We start from the raw sequence: 16,501 nt of genomic DNA, 5'->3' as shown, positions 1-16,501 counted from the left end.
ATATATGATTCCCCTTGCGGGGGTCCGAGGCGAGCGAAGCTCGCTCTGGAGGCTAGGAAGAGCGGGTACCGCTTACTGCCTGAAGGGTCGCCGGAGCAGACTAATGCTTGCGCGGGGCTTCCAGGCCCTTCAGCAGCAGCGCGATCAGCGCTTCGATCCGCGACGGGCACTCGGGCTTGGCCCATTCCTCGGCATGCGCCGGGTGGTGGTAGCGGGCGGTCGCGTCGAACACGGCGCGGGCGGTCGCCTTGACGTCGTCGATCTCGAACACGCCCTGGGTGACACCGTCGGTCAGGATCCTCCCGATCAGGTCGACCTGCTTGTCCTTGTAGGCTTCCACCACCTCACGCGCTTCCTGCGCCAGTGCCAGATAGGTCGCGAACATCTCGGGATCGTCGCAGACCTTCTTCTGCTTGATCGCAAACATCGTGCGCAGCCAGTTCCGCAGCCGCTCCGGCGCGGGGCCGGAGTCGGCCGCGATCTTGCAGAGCGGCTCATTGGCGCGGTCGAGCCAGCGCTTGGCGACCGCGTCGCGCAGCGACGCCTTGCTCGGAAAGTGGCGGTAGACGCTGCCGTGGCTGACATCCAGCGCACGGGCAACGTCGACGACGGTGGCCTTGGCGAGCCCGAAGCGCCGCAAAACATCCTCGGTTGCTTCGAGGATCCGCTCGGGTGTCAAAACCACCGCCTCGTTCATGCGTTCACCGTCTGGTTATCGCTGTCCTGCCCGCGGGTGAATTTGGCGGCCTGCGCGGCCAAATGGCGGGCGACACGAAGATTGAGCCACTGTTGAATCTGGGCGGTCAAATGAATGATTTCTGTAGTCATGGAGGTAGTCCTTAGAGGTCGTCTTCTTGGTTCGGCCGACTCCCCGGCCAAACGCCGGTAAAGCCACGTGACGCCCAGCCCAGGCGCCAAGGTGAATATAGACCATCTCGCTGACAGATTTCAATATCTGTCATCGAATATTTCTGATATGAAGAGGTGTTTAATTACCTCCAAAGACGTTTCGCAGCTTGTTTGTGGTCCCTCGGACGCTCTGCTAAATCGCTGCGTAAAAACAAATTGGCCGGGAGTTGCGCGTGCGCCCCGCCCCCGCTCGTCCGGAGTTTTCGATGATCCCCCGCTACACCCGCCCGGAAATGGCTTCGATCTGGGAGCCGCAGACGCGTTTCAAGATCTGGTTCGAGATCGAGGCCCATGCCGCCGACGCGCAGGCCGAGCTTGGCGTGATCCCCAAGGAAGCGGCGAAGACGATCTGGGCGAAGGCAAAGGATGCGACCTTCAATGTCGAGCGGATCGACGAGATCGAGCGCGAGACCAAACACGACGTCATCGCCTTCCTGACCCATCTCGCCGAAATCGTCGGCCCCGAGGCGCGCTTCGTGCACCAGGGCATGACCTCCTCCGACGTGCTCGACACCTGCCTCAACGTGCAGCTCAAGCGCGCCGCCGATTTGCTGCTCGCCGACCTTGACCGCGTGCTGGCGGCGCTGAAGGTGCGCGCCTTCGAGCACAAGATGACGCCAACGATCGGCCGCTCGCACGGCATCCACGCCGAACCGGTGACGTTCGGCCTCAAGCTCGCCTATGCCTATGCCGAGTTCTCGCGCGCCCGCGCGCGCCTGGCCGCCGCGCGTGACGAAATCTCGACCTGCGCGATCTCGGGTGCGGTCGGTACCTTTGCCCAGATCGATCCGCGCATCGAAGCGCACGTCGCCAGGGCGATGGGCCTGAAGCCGGAGCCGATCTCGACGCAAGTCATCCCGCGCGACCGCCACGCGATGTATTTTGCCACCCTCGGCGTGATCGCCTCCTCGGTCGAACGGCTCGCGGTGGAGATCCGCCATCTGCAGCGCACCGAGGTGCTGGAAGCCGAAGAGTTCTTCTCGGAGGGCCAGAAGGGCTCCTCGGCAATGCCGCACAAACGCAACCCGGTGCTGTCGGAGAACCTCTCCGGCCTGTCGCGCATGGTGCGCGCCTACGCACTGCCGGCGATGGAGAACGTCGCGCTCTGGCATGAGCGCGATATTTCGCACTCTTCCGCCGAGCGTATGATCGGCCCCGACGCCACCGTGACGCTCGACTTCGCGCTGGTCCGGCTCGCCGGGCTGATCGAGAAGCTCCTGGTGTATCCTGCGAACATGCAGAAGAACCTCGACCGCCTCGGCGGCCTCGTGCATTCGCAGCGCGTCCTGATCGCGCTGACGCAGAAGGGCGCCAGCCGCGAGGACGCCTACAAATTCGTGCAGCGCAACGCGATGCCAGTCTGGCGCGGCGAAGGCGACTTCCAGACGCTGTTGAAGAAGGATGCCGACGTAAAGAAGTACCTGACCGACGCCGAGATCGCAGAGCAGTTCGACCTCGGCTATCACTTCAAGCACGTCGACACGATCTTCCAGCGGGTGTTCGGGGAATCGTAAGGAATCGCAGGGCGGGTTAGAGTCAGCGTAATCCGCCATTCCCAGTGACGACGCGGCGGGTTACGCTACGCTAACCCGCCCTACGAAACTCACAAGAAACGGAAACTCCCCATGCCCATCGTCAACCGCATTGCCGCCCTCTCGGATGAAATGGCCGCCTGGCGCCATGACTTCCACGAGAACCCCGAATTGCTCTACGAAGTTCACCGCACCGCCGGCATCGTCGCCGACAGACTGCGCGAGTTCGGCTGCGACGAGGTGGTGACCGGCATCGGGCGCACCGGCGTGGTCGGCGTGATCCGCGGCCGCAAGAACGGCTCGGGCAAGACCATCGGGCTGCGCGCCGACATGGATGCGCTGCCGATCGAGGAGGCCTCGGGCGTGACCTACGCCTCGAAGATTCCCGGCAAGATGCACGCCTGCGGCCATGACGGCCACACCGCGATGCTGATGGGCGCCGCGAAGTACCTCGCCGAGACCCGCAATTTCGACGGCACCGCGATCGTGATCTTCCAGCCGGCCGAGGAAGGCGGCGGCGGCGGCAAGGCGATGGTCGAAGACGGGCTGATGACGCGCTGGGGCATCCAGGAGGTCTACGGCCTGCACAACATGCCGGGCCTCCCCGAGGGCCATTTCGCCACCACGCCGGGCGCGATGCTGGCCTCGTCGGACTCGCTGGAGATCACGGTCCACGGCAAGGGCGGCCACGCGGGCGCCGCTCCGCACGAGGCGATCGACAGCGTCCTGATCGGCGCCCAGATCATCAATGCGCTGCAGTCGATCGTTGCGCGCAACGTCGATCCGCTCAAATCGGCCGTCATCTCGATCACCATGTTCGAAGCCGGCACCGCGTTCAACGTGATCCCGGAGACCGTCAAGCTGGGTGGTACCGTGCGCACGCTCGATCCCGAGGTGCGCGATCTGGTCGAGCGCCGGATCGGTGAGGTCGCCGCGAACGTCGCCCGCGCCTTTGGCGGATCGGCCGAGACGAAGTACACGCGGATGTATCCGGTCACGATGAACCACGCCCGCGAGGCCGGCGTCGCCGCCGAGGTCGCCCGCGACGTCGTCGGCGCCGACCGCGTCAACGAGCGCCTCGTGCCGGTGATGGGCGCCGAGGACTTTTCCTTCATGCTGGAAGCGCGCCCCGGCGCGTTCGTCTTCCTCGGCATGGGCGACGGCCCGATGTGCCACCACCCCGCCTACACGTTCAACGACAACATCCTCGGCCACGGCGCATCCTATTGGGTGCGGCTGGTCGAGAAGACGATGCCGGCGGGCTAACGCCGGCCGCGCAGCTCGTGACATCACGCACGGCCGCGGTTTGCGGCCGGCACCGCTGATGTCATGAACGCGGCTGCTGTTGTGTCGTGCAGTGAATGCCGCCGCCGCCGGCGGCGATCGCATCGATGTTGAGCTGGATGATCTCCCGATCCGGGAACAGCTCTCGCAAGGTATCGCGCGCATTGCGGTCTGCCGTCGCATCGCCGAATTCGGGAGCGATGACGGCACCGTTGCAAACGTAGAAATTGATGTATCCGGCGGCGAAGTCCGCGTTGCTGTACTTCGGACGCCAGGTTGACGGTCCCTGCAGCACCACGACGTTCAAGCGCCGGCCTTTCGCGTCCGTCGACTGGCGCAGAATGTCAAGGTGTCGTTTCGTGACCGCGTGGTCAAACGACGACGGGTCCAATTCCAGACCGGCCACGACAACCCCGGGACTGGCGAAACGTGCGTAGAAATCGGTATGCGCGTCGGTGACGTCCTTGCCGGCAATGCCGGGCAACCAGATGATCTTGTCCAGCCCGAGGACACGAGCCAACTCGGCCTCGCATTCGTCCCTGGACACACTGGGGTTGCGATTTGGGTTGAGGACACAGCTCTCGGTGATGATTGCAGTCCCCTCACCGTCGACTTCGATACCGCCGCCTTCCAGCACCAGGCCCGTCTTGACGAACGTCGCCTTCGCGCTCTGGGCCACTTTCTCCGCAACCTTGGCATCGCGTGCGTATGGTTGCGGCTTGTTACCCCAGGCGTTGAAATTGAAACCGACGGCTCCGAGTTGCTCCGAAGCGCCCAGCACAAAAACCGGGCCCGTGTCGCGTATCCACACATCATCGATCGGTTGAACGACAAGGCTGACCGAGGGGCCGCAAAGCCGCGAGGCAATCTCGTAGTCCTCCTCGCGCACCAGCATGTTCACGGGTTCATGGGCAGCGATGGCCTTGGCAATATTGGCGAGATTTTCCCTTGCCACGGGAAGCAGCTTGTTGCCCCAGATCCTTGCGCTGGCGCCAAAGGCCATCCAGGTCGCGGCGTGTGGAGCGCCCTCGTCCGGCATGCGCCAGTTCGCGTTATCCCGCGCAAGATCATTCACGAGTATTCTGGCCGCGATGGCCGCCCCTATTCACCAACAGGGTAGCGCAGTTATCCTGCCCACAAGGCCATTTCGAGACCATCCGCCTGCCCGGAGCGAGCCCGCCCTCGCAGGCCTAACCGGCGCGGTCAGCCTCGCCCGTCCCGATCATCCGCGCGGCGATGCGGTCGCGCTTGACGAAATGATGGAAGGCCACCGCGGCGAGGTGCAGCACGATCAGCGCGAGCAGCACGTAGGCGAAGAAGATATGGCGATCCTCATAGGCATCCGCCGCAGCCTTGTCGGGCGAGGTGATCTGGGGAACGTGAAACAGGCCGAAGAAATCAGAATAGTCAGGCGTGCGGGCGCCGGAATGCGCCCAGCCCAATAGCGCCACCAGGATGGTGACGGCATAGAGCGCGCCGTGGCTGACGCGGGCGGCGATCCGCTGCCAGCCGGGCATAACGGCCGGCAGCTCCGGCGTCGGATTGACGCCGCGCCAGAAGAGCCGGAGCACGGTGAAGAGCAGCACCAGATAGCCGATATCGGCGTGGATCGAGCGGTAGAAGAAACGATCCGGCCGCGCCGGGACGTGGTTCATCCACCAGCCATAGGCCAGCATGCCGATGATCGCTGCGCCCAGCACCCAGTGGAATGCGCGGGCGATCGAGCCCCAGTTCGAGGTGGTATTGCGGATCATGGTCGATAGGCCCCCTGCGGCCGCCGCCCGGTTTGGATTTCGCACGTCACAGCAATAGCTTGCTGTGATACCGGCAGGTATCGGCCAAGGCCATGCGAAATTTCCCGGTTCGGGGCCCGGATGGCCAAAAACAACTGAATCGTAACCATGGATCGGCTAGACTCGCCCGCGTGGTAGCTCCCCCGACGATCCTCATGTTCGATTCCGGCCTCGGTGGCCTCACGGTGTTGCGCGAGGTCGTCCAGGCCCGGCCCGACGCGCATTACGTCTATGTCGCCGACGACGCCTTCTTTCCCTACGGCCACCATGGCGAAGACGAGATCATCGCCCGTGTGGTGCCGCTGGTCGGCGAGCTGATCGCGCGCCACGCGCCCGACCTCGTCGTGATCGCCTGCAACACCGCCTCGACGCTTGTGATGTCGCATCTGCGCGACGCCTACACGCTGCCGTTCGTCGGCACGGTCCCGGCGATCAAGCCGGCCTGTGCATCGTCGAGGACCAAGCGCGTCTCGGTGCTCGGCACCCGCGGCACCGTGAAGCGGGAATACACCCGCAAGCTGATCCACGATTTCGCGCAGGGCTGCGAGGTCACCCTCGTCGGCTCGGGCGAGCTCGCCTCGCTCGCGGAACAGGCGCTGAGCGGCCATCCGGTGCGCGACGAGGACATCGCCGCCGAGCTTAAGCCCTGCTTTGTCGGCGATGGCGCCGACGACCTTGCCCGCACCGACACCGTCGTGCTCGCCTGCACGCATTATCCGCTGCTGCTCGATCGGTTGACCAGGCTTGCGCCGTGGCCGGTCGACTGGATCGACCCGGCGCCTGCGATTGCCCGCCGCGTCTCCGACCTGCTCGGCCCTCCCGGCTCCGAGAGCGACACGGCCGGCGGCGAGATGATCTTCACCTCGAAGCGCCCGCACACGCTGACGCAAGCCCTGACGCCGTTCTTCGGCGGCCGCGTCCCGGCCTGAGCCTCACGGCTCTTTGCCGTTACGCTGAGCTGGCACCCGCCAACTACATTCCGTGGCTCTGGAACACCTTCGCGCAAGCCTTGCTCAGCTTGGCGCGGTTCTGCTGCAAACATTGCTGAACCGCGTTGTCGTCAGCCAATTGCTGCCGGCAAAATCGCTGCGCGTCGCGCCTGCACGCCTGCTGTTCCTGTGGGCTGCCCATATGGCCCTGCGCGAGTGACGATGACGCTCCGATCAGGAACACGACAGCGGCGAGCATGAGTTGGCGCATCGATCATCTCCATGAGTGTGTGTCCGGTCCCCGAGCGCCGGGGACAAGCCACAGGCTGTCGCGCGGTTCCTTCGGTTCCAATGCAAGGCGTACGCGCCCGAGGGATAGGACAGGATTACTTACGTAGTTCTCCGGCCGTGAACAAAGTTCCAATGCGCGGAAGTTCCAGTGGTATAATGCTCGGACGGTACCAGGTTTTGTTGCGTCGGCTGAGGGCGGGACAATGCCAATCAATCGGCTGCTGAAAGACGGCCAACACACGCCGGAACAGGTCGAGCTTTTGAACAACGCGTTTAAGCTCGCCCTGAGCTCGATGGGCGTCGTTGATCGTAACGACCCGCTTTGCGAGATGGTGGCTCGCAAGGTGATCGAGGTCTGCGCGACCGGCGTGAGCGAGCCGCGGGACATTGCGGAGAAGGCCGTGATGCGGATCGGCCTGCGGTGAGGTCGAGATCAAGCGTTGAACGCGACGGCGGCAGTGCGAACGTACTGTCGCCATGGTGACGCTCTTCGTCGTCGGCCACAGCTTCCCTACGACCAAAGTACCGATCAACGTCGGTGACCCCTCGCTATAGTTCCGGCGGGAGGACTGATGGGTTTCGCTTTGGACAAGGCGCTGTCGCGTCGCGCGGCATTGCTGGGTGGCCTTTGCCTGTGCTGCGTGCCCTCGCGATTGCGCGCGACGGCGTCGCTCGCGCCCCTCCCCGCGCCGATGATCGAGGTCGCGCCCGGACTTCACGTTCGCCGGGGCGTGACCGAGGACGCCGCGGCCGGCAATTTCGATGGCATCGCCAATCTCGGCTTCATCATCGGACGCGACGCGGTCGCCGTGATCGATCCGGGCGGCAGCCTGCATGACGGAAGGAGCCTGCTGCTGGCGATCCGCGCGCGCACGCAATTGCCGATCCGCTATGTCGTGCTGTCGCACGTCCATCCCGACCACATCTTCGGCGCAGCCGCCTTCAGGCAGGACGGGGCGATCTTCATCGGCCATGCCGAGCTGCCGCAGCAGCTCGCCGCCCGCGGCGACTTCTATCGCGCCGGTCTCGAACGGCTGCTTGGCGCGGCGGAGGCCGGCGATGTCGTGTCTCCGACGATGCTGGTGCGACACGGCCAGCCGCTCGAACTCGATCTCGGCGGCCGCAGCCTGGTGCTGACGGCGCATCCGCCCGCGCACACCGTCTGCGACCTCAGCGTGCTCGACAAGCCGTCCGGCATTCTGCTGGCGAGCGACTTGCTGTTCGTCGATCGGGTGCCCGCGCTCGACGGTGACCTCAACGGCTGGCTCGCCGCGCTCGCGGCGATGCGCGCGTCCGGCATCCGGCACGCCGTGCCGGGGCACGGACCGCCGCTGGTGGAGGTGCAGGACGCGATCGCGCCGCTCGAACGTTACCTCGCCCTGCTGCGCGACGAGACTCGCGCCGCGATCAAAAAGGGTTTGCCGATCGAGGACGCGGCCATTTCGGTTGCACAATCCGAACGGACGCGCTGGCCGCTGTTCGACGCCTATAACGGCCGCAACGTGATCGAGGCCTATCGGCGGCTGGAATGGGAATGACGTGGAAGCGCTGCGCGTCGGTCATTTGCGCCATGCTCGCAATGGCGGCTCTCGTGTCGAGCGCACGCGCGCAGGAGGGTCCGCCGCCGGAACCCAAGGGCTACTGGCAGGGGCCGATGAACGGCCGGTTGCCGGCGACGATTGCCGGCGGCACCGTCATTGCGACGCAGGAGCTCGCCGGGCTGCTGGGCGACGAAGCGACGGTGCTGATCGATGTCTCTCCCGCGCCGCGGCGCCCCGAACATTTGTCGTCACCATGGCTACCGATGCCGCATCGGACCATCCCGCGCAGCGTCTGGATTCCGGGCGCCGGCACCGGCGTCATCTCGGCGGCGATGACCGACTACATCCGAACCCGGCTGACGGAGCTCACGGAAGGCAACCGCGACAGATCGATCGTGGTCTATTGCCGCGCCGATTGCTGGGCAAGCTGGAACGCCGCCAAGCGCCTGATCTCGGAAGGCTATCGGCACGTCGCCTGGTATCCGCACGGCATCGAGGCATGGCGGGACTCAGGATTACCCACCGCCGTCACCGAGCCGGAAGGCCCGGCTTCGCAATAGCCGGTCACCAAGGAGAGTGATGATGAGACGACTCCTGATCGCAGCCCTGTTCGCCATCGCCGGCATCACACTTGCCGCAGCAGATGACGGCGCCGAACGTGAGGCGCGCTGGAAGAACGTGGCCGGCGACATCTTCGGCGAGCGGCCGATCGAAGACGGCCGCCAGCTTCTGAAGCTGAATATCCCGGAGCAGGCGATGGACGCGGCCTTGGTACCGGTCAGCGTGGAATTCATCGGCGACCGGCCGATCGCCGTGGTGTCGGTTATCGTCGACAACAATCCGATGCCGCTCGCGGGCCGGTTCCGGCTCGGGCCGGCCTTTGCGCGGCAGGACTTGAAGTTGCGCGTGCGCGTCAACGAATTCACCCTGATCCACGCCGTCGCCGAGACCGACGACGGCAGGCTCTACGCGGTGTCGCAGTACATCAGGGCGGCGGGCGGCTGCTCGGCGCCGAGCGCAACCGCATCGGCCGACGTGCTTGCGCGGATGGGCAAGATGCAGTTGCGGCGCGATCGCTCGATCGACCCCTCGCTGGTGCCGTCGCGGCTGCTCATCAGCCATCCGAACTATAGCGGGATGCAGCAGACCGCGAGCGGCGACTACACCCCCGCGCGCTATCTGGAGCGTGTCACCGTCAGCGTCGGCGGCGTCAACGTGTTCGACATGGACGGCGGCATCTCGTTGAGCGAGGACCCATCGATCGCCTTCACCTATGAGGCAAAAGGCAACGCCGAGGTCGACGTCAGGATGCAGGACAGTTCGTCCTCGCAGTTCGCGCAGCATTTCGACGCGCTTCAATAGCGCGGAGCGCACTGCTTGACGATCGAATTCGAACCGCACCTCGTCATTGCGAGCGGAGCGAAGCAATCCATCTATCCCCGGATAGCGCCATGGATTGCTTCGCTCCGCTCGCAATGACGGGGATAGAGCAAGTTTCGCAGGGCGGATTAGCGCAGCGTAATCCGCCGCTCGTCACGCGGACGGAATGACGGATTACGCTGCGCTAATCTGCCCTACGCACCAGCGCATTGGCACTGATTTGCCCGACGGCGCAAGCCCTCGGCGCAAAAATATTTCTGTTTTTGCGAACTGAAAATCAGTGTATGAATCCGCCGTCTCACCCGACACGAGGGGCGGCTCGCGATCGTCACGAACGTGGTGTGGGATGCGGTGGACGCCGAGCGCGCAACTGACGAGTGCGCGTGAGGCGGACGGCGAAGTCGTGTGGTCCTGACGCCCCAGTGGCTGGTGTCTCCTCGCAAGACGCGAAAGCGCCTCGCGGACGACGGTGACAAAAAAGCCCGTCTCGCCGGGGAGAGCACGAAGGAAGCCGTAAAACCATCGCGCAGGGAAAGCCGGAGTTTCCGGTTAGCCGGGGAGAGCACGAAGCAAGCCGTAAAACCATCGCGCAGGGAAAGCCGGCGTGTTTCCCGGTTTCACCTGTGGTCCTACCCCCGAGCTTTTTGTTGCTCGGGACCCGCGGGTGCAATCGGCGCCCGGCTTTCCCTGCGCCCTCTGTTCATCTTCAAGGCGCAAGCGACACGCAACACTCGGGCGGTAGGCGCCGCGAGATCGCGGGCTTGCGTCCGCGTCGCGCGTCAGGCGAAATGAGGTTGCAGTTTTTTCGGCCCGAGAGGGCCCTGCCAGGACGTTGCAATAAGGAGAACAACCATATGCTGAAGAGATTTGTGATCGGCCTCACAGTGATCGCCTTTGCCGGCGCCGGCCTCGCCTTTGCCCAGCAAAGCGGGATCAAGCGGACGCCGCTGCAAAAACTCGATTTCCCGGCCGGCTTCAACACGGTGACCGCGATTGCCGAGGTTTCCGCGGGCGGTGCGGCAGGCCGTCACACCCATCCTGGCATGGAAACCGGCTATGTGCTGGAAGGCGAGCTCGAACTTCTGATCGACGGCAAGCCGCCGGTGAAGCTGAAGGCCGGCGATTCCTACCAGATTCCGGAAGGTGCCGTGCATGACGCCAAGGCATCCGGCGACAAGCCCATGAAGGTGCTCGGGGTTTACCTGGTCAAGGCCGGCGAGCCGCTGGCAAAGCCGACGCCATAAGCAGAACCAATTGGCCCCGAGCCGGTTGTTTCGTGCTATCAGGGGGTCGGCGAGCGACCGATATTGGCTCGCCGGGTGTTTGATTATGGGAATTTGAGCGGAACGGATGCGCGGTACGCCCTGTAAAATTTCATTGCCGCGCCGCCTCGTCACCGACCTCATGCACGCCGCGATGCGCGTGCCGTTCGTCTCGCTGACCCGTCCTTTGAACGTCCACGCCGTCGTCGAGGCGCGCGCGCAGGCCGCGCAGGCGCCGGGCTGGGCCGCCATCTTCATCAAAGCGTTTGCGCTGGTCGCCAAGGGCGAGCCGGTGCTGCGCACGCTCTACGTCAAATGGCCGTGGCCGGCGCTGTACGAACTGCCGCGCAGCGTCGGCATGGTCGCGGTCGCCCGCAAGGAGGACGGCGAGGACTGCGTGCTGTTCGAGCGCGTCTGCGCGCCGGACGAGATGGCGCTCGCCGACATCGACGCGCTGATCCGGCACGCCAAGAGCGCCCCGCTGACGGATATCCCCTCGTTCCGCAAAATGCTGTGCGTGGCGCGCCTGCCGCTGCCGCTGCGCCGCCTGGCGTGGGCGATCGGGATGAATTTCGGCCGGCAGCGCGCCAACTTCTCCGGCAGCTTTGGCGTGACTTCGGTCGCGGCCTTTGGCCCCGGCCAGTTGCACGCGCTGAGCCCGGGGCCGTTCGTGCTGAGCTACGGCGTGATCCGGCCGGACCAGACCGTCGCGACCGTGCTGCGCTGGGACCACCGGGTCTGCGATGCGGCCCTGATCGCACGGACGCTGACCCAGCTGGAACAGGTGCTGAACGGCGAGATAGCGGCCGAATTGCGCGCGATCCGTCCGCAAACCGAGCCGAAGCCGGTTCGGGCCGTCGGAATAGGGTCGTAAGGGCGCAGAAAGGCCGATTTTGGCGCCAAATGGGCCCGAAAGATCGGCCGTTTTGTTTGACAGGACGGGGCTTTCTGCTTAAGAACCCCCTTGCTCGCGGGCCGGTTTCGGCCCGCGAAGCGTTTCGCGACCCGTGGTTTGCCCTCGAGCTTTCGAGGCGGACCTGTCGGCGCAGGCCTTTCGGCCGGTGCACAGGAGGGCGCGTTTCCTCAAAACCTGAAACCTGATGCAAGAGGACCGCGATGACAAAGCGCAGTGAGGCGAAATACAAGATCGATCGCCGCTTGGGCCAGAATATCTGGGGCCGCCCGAAGAGCCCCGTGAACCGCCGCGAATACGGCCCTGGCCAGCACGGCCAGCGCCGCAAGGGCAAGCTCTCCGACTTCGGCGTGCAGCTCCGCGCCAAGCAGAAGCTCAAGGGCTACTACGCCAACATTTCCGAGCGCCAGTTCCACGGCATCTATGTCGAGGCCGGCCGCCTCAAGGGCGACACCGGTGAGAACCTGATCGGCCTCCTCGAGCGCCGTCTCGACACCGTGGTTTACCGCGCCAAGTTCGTCTCCACGATGTTCGCCGCGCGCCAGTTCATCAACCACGGCCACGTCAAGGTGAACGGCCGCCGCGTCAACATCGGCAGCTACAAGCTGAAGGTCGGCGACACCATCGAGGTCAAGGAATCCTCCAAGCAGCTCACCCCGGTGCTGGAAGCGACCCAGCTCCCCGAGCGCGACGTGCCCGATTTCCTCGAGGTCGATCACTCCAAGATGACCGCGAAGTTCACCCGCATCCCCGGCCTCTCCGACGTGCCGTTCCCGGTGCAGATGGAGCCGCACCTGATCGTCGAATTCTATTCGCGCTGATCACTGCAGCATTGCGAGATACGAAAGGCCCCGGTTTTGCCGGGGCCTTTTTGTTTGGGTAAAGTCGTCGCGCGATCAGAGCGAGAGAGTTCAGCATGTCCTACACCCCCGCCCCGCCCGATCCGAAGGCGCCGCCCGTCCGCATCAACCTGCTGTCGGATACCCAGACCAAGCCGACGGCGCCGATGCGCGAGGCGATGGCAAGAGCGGAGGTCGGCGACGAGCAGGTCGGCGACGATCCGACCACCAATGAGCTCTGCGAACGCGTCGCCGACCTGCTCGGCAAGGAAGCCGCCGTGTTCATGCCGTCGGGCACGATGTGCAACGTCGCCGCCACGCTGGCCTATTGCCGGCCGGGCGACGAGATCCTGGCGCACGCGACCGCGCATATCATCGCCCGCGAGGGCGGCGCGCATGCCGCCCTCGGTGGCTTCCAGATCACGCCGCTTCCCGGCGCCGACGGCCAGTTCACGCCGGACAACTTCCGCGCCGCGCTGCATCCGCGCACGCGCTATCAACCACCGCAGGTCGTGGTCAGCGTCGAGCAGACCGCCAATATCGGCGGCGGCACGATCTGGAAGAAGGCGGCGCTGGACGAGATCGTGACGATCGCGAAGGCGCACGGGCTCGCCACCCACATGGACGGCGCGCGCCTGCTCAACGCCACCGTCGCCACTGGCATCTCCGCGCGCGACATGGCGGCCGGGTGGGATTCGGCGTGGATCGACTTCTCCAAGGGGCTCGGCGCGCCGATCGGCGGCGTGATCGCCGGCACAAGCGCCTTCATCGATGACGTCTGGCGCTGGAAGCAACGCCTCGGCGGCTCGATGCGGCAGTCCGGCGTTTGCGCCGCTGCCTGCATCCATGCGCTCGACCATCACGTCGACCGCCTCGCCGACGATCACGCCAATGCGCGCGCGCTGGCGCGCGGGCTGGCGCAGATCAACGGCATCGAGGTGCAGGCGCCCGAGACCAACCTCGTCTTCTTCAAGCCCGACGGCGCCGGCGTCGCCGGCGACAAGATGGTCGCCGAGCTACGCAAGCGCGGCGTGATGCTCGCGATGATGGACGGCCGGATCAGGGCCTGCACGCATCTCGACGTGACCGCGGGCCAGATCGAGGAGATGATCGGGCACGTCCGCGATATCGTGCGCGGGGCGTAACATCCACCCGTAGCCCGGATGAAGCGCAGCGAAATCCGGGGAAACCCGGGCATTGATCCCCGGATTGCGCTTCGCTTCATCCGGGCTACGAAACGGCCGCGTTCACCTACCCATCGCCTCGTAGATCAGCGTCTTGAGCGCGAGCTGGATCCGGCCGCGCTGTGACGGCGTCTGCACCAGGAAGATGCCGAACAAATCGTCCTCGGGATCGATGAAGAAGAAGGTGCCGGCGACGCCGTCCCAGCGATATTCGCCGAGCGGCCAGCTCGTGTTCGGCGGCACCGAGGTGCGCACGGCAAAGCCGAGGCCGAAGCCGCTGGTCGCGCCCGGATAATAGTTCTGGTCGCGCGCAATGTGGGTCTCCGGGCCGATGTGATCGGACGCCATCAGCGCGATCGTCTCCGGCTTGAGGTAGCGCCGTCCCTCATAGGTGCCGCCGTTCAGCAGCATCTGTGCGAAGCGCGCATAGTCGCCGACGGTGCCGACCATCCCGCCGCCGCCCGATTGCCATTTCAGCGGCTTCCTCGGATCGCGGATCTGGTTGATCGGGCTGAGCGCGCGATCGCCCGGCATCGGCTCGGCGATGCGCGGCCAATTTGCCGGATCGGCCACATAGAACGTGGTTTCCTTCATCCCGAGCGGATCGAGCAGCCGCTCCTTCTCGAACTGAAACAGCGATTGCCCCGAGATCACCTCGATGACGCGGCCGAGCACGTCGGTGGCATGGCCGTAATCCCACTGCGTGCCGGGCTGCTCGGCGAGCGGCAGCGCGGTGATCTTGGCCACGAGCTCGGCATTGGAAAGATCGCCGGTGAAGAGCCCGGCGTCGGCATAGAGCTTGTTCACCGGGCCCCCGCCGTAATAGCCATAGGGCACGCCGGCGGTATGGCGCAGCAGGTCCAGAATCGTGACCGGACGCTTCAGCGGCTCCAGCGCCTGTCTCAGCTTGCCGTCCTCGCCGCGCGTCTCCACGGCGACCTTCATGTCGGCAAATGCCGGAATGTATTTCGCGACCGGATCGTTCAGGGCAAGCTTGCCGTCCTCGACCAGCATCATCGCCGCGACCGAGGTGATCGGCTTCGACATCGAATAGAGGCGGAAGATGGTATCGGCGCTCATCGAGACCTGGGTGGCGACATCGCGCACGCCGAAATTCTCGTAATAGACCAGCTTGCCGTGCTGCTGCAGCAGCAGGATGGCGCCGGGGATCTTCCCGGTCACGATCTCGTTGCGGATATAATCGGAGACCTTCGCCAGTCCCTCGGGCGAAAGGCTGCGGGCGCCACGGGCCGGCGAGCCCGCATGTGCACCGAGCGCGCCGAGCAGCAGGACGAGCGCCGCGACGAACGCGCGGCGCCCGATCGGGTCAATTCTCCATCGCTTCATAGATCAACTGCTTCAGCGTCCGCTGGATGCGCTGACGCTCGCTCGGCGTCTGCTCCAGAAGGATGGAGAACATGTCCTGCTTGCGGTCGACCACGAAATAGCAGCCGCTGGCGCCATCCCATTTCAGCTCGCCGAGGTCGCCGGGCGGCGGCGGCTTGGCATTGCCCGGATCGGTACGCACCGCAAGCCCGAGCCCAAAGCCGAAGCCGTCGCCGGGGAAATAGAAAAAGTCGCGCTCGACCCCCGAGCCCGGCCCGACATGATCCGTCGTCAGCTCCTTGAACGTCTCGGGCTTCAGATAGGTCTTGCCCTCGAACGTGCCGCCATTGAGCAGCATCTGCGCGAAGCGGGAATAGTCCGCCATGGTCGAGACCATGCCACCGCTGGCGGACTCCCATTTCTTTACCTTGGTCGGATCGTTGATCCGCCCGACGCGGAAATCGCTGTCGTTCGGCACCGGCTCCGCCATCAGCTTCTGCTTCTCGGGATCGGTGACAAAGAAGCGGGTGTCGTTCATACCGAGCGGATCGAGCAGCTTCTCCCGCTCGATCGCGAGCAGCGACTTGCCGGTCGCGACCTCCATCACGCGCGCCAGCACGTCGGTCGAATGGCCGTACTGCCAGAGCCCGCCCGGCTGGTTGTGCAACGGCAGCTTGGCGATCCGTTCAGCGAACTCGGCGAGGTCGAAATCGCCGGTATAGATATTCGCGTCCTTGTAGGCCTTGCGCACCAGGCTGTCGCCATAGAAGCCGTAGGTGATGCCGGAGGTGTGCGTCATCAGATCCTGGATGGTCATCGGCCGTTTGGGCGCCACCAGCTCGAGCGTCTTGGTGCCGTCCTCGGCCTTCTTCTCGACGCCGACCTTCACATTGGCAAAGGACGGAACGTACTTCGAGACGGGATCGTCGAGCTTGTACTTGCCCTCTTCGAGCAATTGCATCGACACCACGGCGGTGATCGCCTTCGTCATCGAGAACAGGCGGAAGATGGTCTTGTCCGTGATCGGCGCCTTGCTGACCACGTCCTGCACGCCGAACGCCTCGTGATAGACCGGCTTGCCGTGCTGCTGGATCAGCACGAGCGCGCCGGGGATCTTGCCGGTCGCAACCTCATTCCTGAAGAACTCGCCGATCTTGCCGAGCTTCTCCTGGTTGAAATGCGCTCCGGCCGGAATCTCGTAGGTGCCTTCGGCGCGAACGGACGGCGCCGCCAGCAACACCGCGCCGACCGCCGTTGCGCGCCACAATTGAGATAAATTCATCAAGCCCCCCTCCCCGGGTAATCGGCAGCGAGTGTA

18 protein-coding genes are annotated in these 16,501 nt (G+C 65.0%); 11 read left to right on the top strand and 7 right to left on the bottom strand.

Features of this window, described 5'->3' with window-relative positions:
• Positions 1-100 precede the first annotated feature (100 nt).
• Together ACFFWD_RS34720 and ACFFWD_RS34715 are read right to left on the bottom strand one after the other, a co-directional pair.
• The gene (locus ACFFWD_RS34720; protein WP_376973238.1) at positions 101-697 is read right to left on the bottom strand and encodes a TetR/AcrR family transcriptional regulator; all 597 of its coding nucleotides are present in this window, start codon (positions 695-697) and stop codon (positions 101-103) included.
• Positions 694-828, bottom strand: a complete 135-nt coding sequence (locus ACFFWD_RS34715; protein WP_376973236.1) for a hypothetical protein — start codon at positions 826-828, stop codon at positions 694-696. The genes ACFFWD_RS34720 and ACFFWD_RS34715 overlap by 4 nt, the downstream gene beginning before the upstream one ends.
• A gap of 287 nt (positions 829-1,115) precedes the next feature.
• Here ACFFWD_RS34715 and purB point away from each other — a divergent pair, with 287 nt between their 5' ends.
• Together purB and ACFFWD_RS34705 are read left to right on the top strand one after the other, a co-directional pair.
• Positions 1,116-2,423 (top strand): adenylosuccinate lyase, encoded by a 1,308-nt coding sequence (gene purB / locus ACFFWD_RS34710; RefSeq protein ID WP_376973234.1) that lies wholly within the window; start codon positions 1,116-1,118, stop codon positions 2,421-2,423.
• A gap of 111 nt (positions 2,424-2,534) precedes the next feature.
• Positions 2,535-3,707, top strand: a complete 1,173-nt coding sequence (locus ACFFWD_RS34705; RefSeq protein WP_376973232.1) for a M20 aminoacylase family protein — start codon at positions 2,535-2,537, stop codon at positions 3,705-3,707.
• 61 nt (positions 3,708-3,768) lie between these two features.
• Here the strand turns inward: ACFFWD_RS34705 and ACFFWD_RS34700 are convergent, their stop codons facing one another.
• Together ACFFWD_RS34700 and ACFFWD_RS34695 are read right to left on the bottom strand one after the other, a co-directional pair.
• A complete protein-coding gene (locus ACFFWD_RS34700) occupies positions 3,769-4,800 on the bottom strand; it encodes an agmatine deiminase family protein (protein ID WP_376973230.1) in 1,032 nt (343 codons plus the stop codon).
• Positions 4,801-4,915: 115 nt separating this feature from the next.
• Entirely contained in the window at positions 4,916-5,479 is a 564-nt protein-coding gene (locus tag ACFFWD_RS34695; RefSeq protein WP_376973228.1) for a cytochrome b, read from the bottom strand.
• Positions 5,480-5,649: 170 nt separating this feature from the next.
• Here ACFFWD_RS34695 and murI point away from each other — a divergent pair, with 170 nt between their 5' ends.
• Entirely contained in the window at positions 5,650-6,447 is a 798-nt protein-coding gene (gene murI, locus ACFFWD_RS34690; protein ID WP_376973226.1) for a glutamate racemase, read from the top strand.
• 43 nt (positions 6,448-6,490) lie between these two features.
• Here murI and ACFFWD_RS34685 read toward each other — a convergent pair whose 3' ends face one another.
• Complete coding sequence (locus ACFFWD_RS34685; RefSeq protein ID WP_376973224.1) at positions 6,491-6,718, bottom strand: cysteine rich repeat-containing protein; 228 nt, start codon at positions 6,716-6,718, stop codon at positions 6,491-6,493.
• A 223-nt stretch (positions 6,719-6,941) separates the two neighbouring features.
• Between ACFFWD_RS34685 and ACFFWD_RS34680 the strand changes: the two genes are divergently transcribed.
• The 8 genes from ACFFWD_RS34680 (at position 6,942) to ACFFWD_RS34645 (ending at position 13,818) form a co-directional block, all read left to right on the top strand.
• Positions 6,942-7,163: a hypothetical protein gene (locus tag ACFFWD_RS34680; RefSeq protein WP_376973222.1), complete on the top strand. Its 222-nt coding sequence runs from the start codon at positions 6,942-6,944 to the stop codon at positions 7,161-7,163.
• Between the two features lie 147 nt (positions 7,164-7,310).
• Positions 7,311-8,276 (top strand): quinoprotein relay system zinc metallohydrolase 2, encoded by a 966-nt coding sequence (locus ACFFWD_RS34675; protein ID WP_376973220.1) that lies wholly within the window; start codon positions 7,311-7,313, stop codon positions 8,274-8,276.
• On the top strand, positions 8,273-8,839 hold the full coding sequence (locus ACFFWD_RS34670) for a rhodanese-like domain-containing protein (protein ID WP_376973218.1): 567 nt from the start codon (positions 8,273-8,275) through the stop codon (positions 8,837-8,839). The genes ACFFWD_RS34675 and ACFFWD_RS34670 overlap by 4 nt, the downstream gene beginning before the upstream one ends.
• 22 nt (positions 8,840-8,861) lie before the next feature.
• Positions 8,862-9,641 carry a quinoprotein dehydrogenase-associated SoxYZ-like carrier gene (locus ACFFWD_RS34665; protein WP_376973216.1) on the top strand — a complete coding sequence of 260 codons (780 nt, stop codon included), beginning with the start codon at positions 8,862-8,864 and terminating at the stop codon, positions 9,639-9,641.
• 872 nt (positions 9,642-10,513) lie between these two features.
• A complete protein-coding gene (locus ACFFWD_RS34660) occupies positions 10,514-10,903 on the top strand; it encodes a cupin domain-containing protein (RefSeq protein ID WP_376973214.1) in 390 nt (129 codons plus the stop codon).
• Between the two features lie 106 nt (positions 10,904-11,009).
• Positions 11,010-11,795 carry an acyltransferase gene (locus tag ACFFWD_RS34655; protein ID WP_376973212.1) on the top strand — a complete coding sequence of 262 codons (786 nt, stop codon included), beginning with the start codon at positions 11,010-11,012 and terminating at the stop codon, positions 11,793-11,795.
• A 242-nt stretch (positions 11,796-12,037) separates the two neighbouring features.
• Positions 12,038-12,655 (top strand): 30S ribosomal protein S4, encoded by a 618-nt coding sequence (gene rpsD / locus ACFFWD_RS34650; RefSeq protein WP_376973210.1) that lies wholly within the window; start codon positions 12,038-12,040, stop codon positions 12,653-12,655.
• Between the two features lie 95 nt (positions 12,656-12,750).
• Positions 12,751-13,818, top strand: coding sequence for a threonine aldolase family protein (locus tag ACFFWD_RS34645; protein WP_376973208.1), 1,068 nt, complete (start codon positions 12,751-12,753; stop codon positions 13,816-13,818).
• Between the two features lie 102 nt (positions 13,819-13,920).
• Here the strand turns inward: ACFFWD_RS34645 and ACFFWD_RS34640 are convergent, their stop codons facing one another.
• A complete protein-coding gene (locus ACFFWD_RS34640; protein ID WP_376973206.1) occupies positions 13,921-15,204 on the bottom strand; it encodes a serine hydrolase domain-containing protein in 1,284 nt (427 codons plus the stop codon).
• Positions 15,185-16,465, bottom strand: a complete 1,281-nt coding sequence (locus ACFFWD_RS34635; RefSeq protein WP_376973291.1) for a serine hydrolase domain-containing protein — start codon at positions 16,463-16,465, stop codon at positions 15,185-15,187. Before ACFFWD_RS34635 ends, ACFFWD_RS34640 begins: the two co-directional genes overlap by 20 nt.
• Between the last annotated feature and the right edge of the window lie 36 nt (positions 16,466-16,501).

The sequence above is a fragment of the Bradyrhizobium erythrophlei genome (assembly GCF_042430365.1).
Lineage (GTDB): Bacteria > Pseudomonadota > Alphaproteobacteria > Rhizobiales > Xanthobacteraceae > Bradyrhizobium > Bradyrhizobium erythrophlei.
Note: the sequence above shows the minus strand (reverse complement) of the source record. Positions and strands in the feature narration are given on the sequence as shown.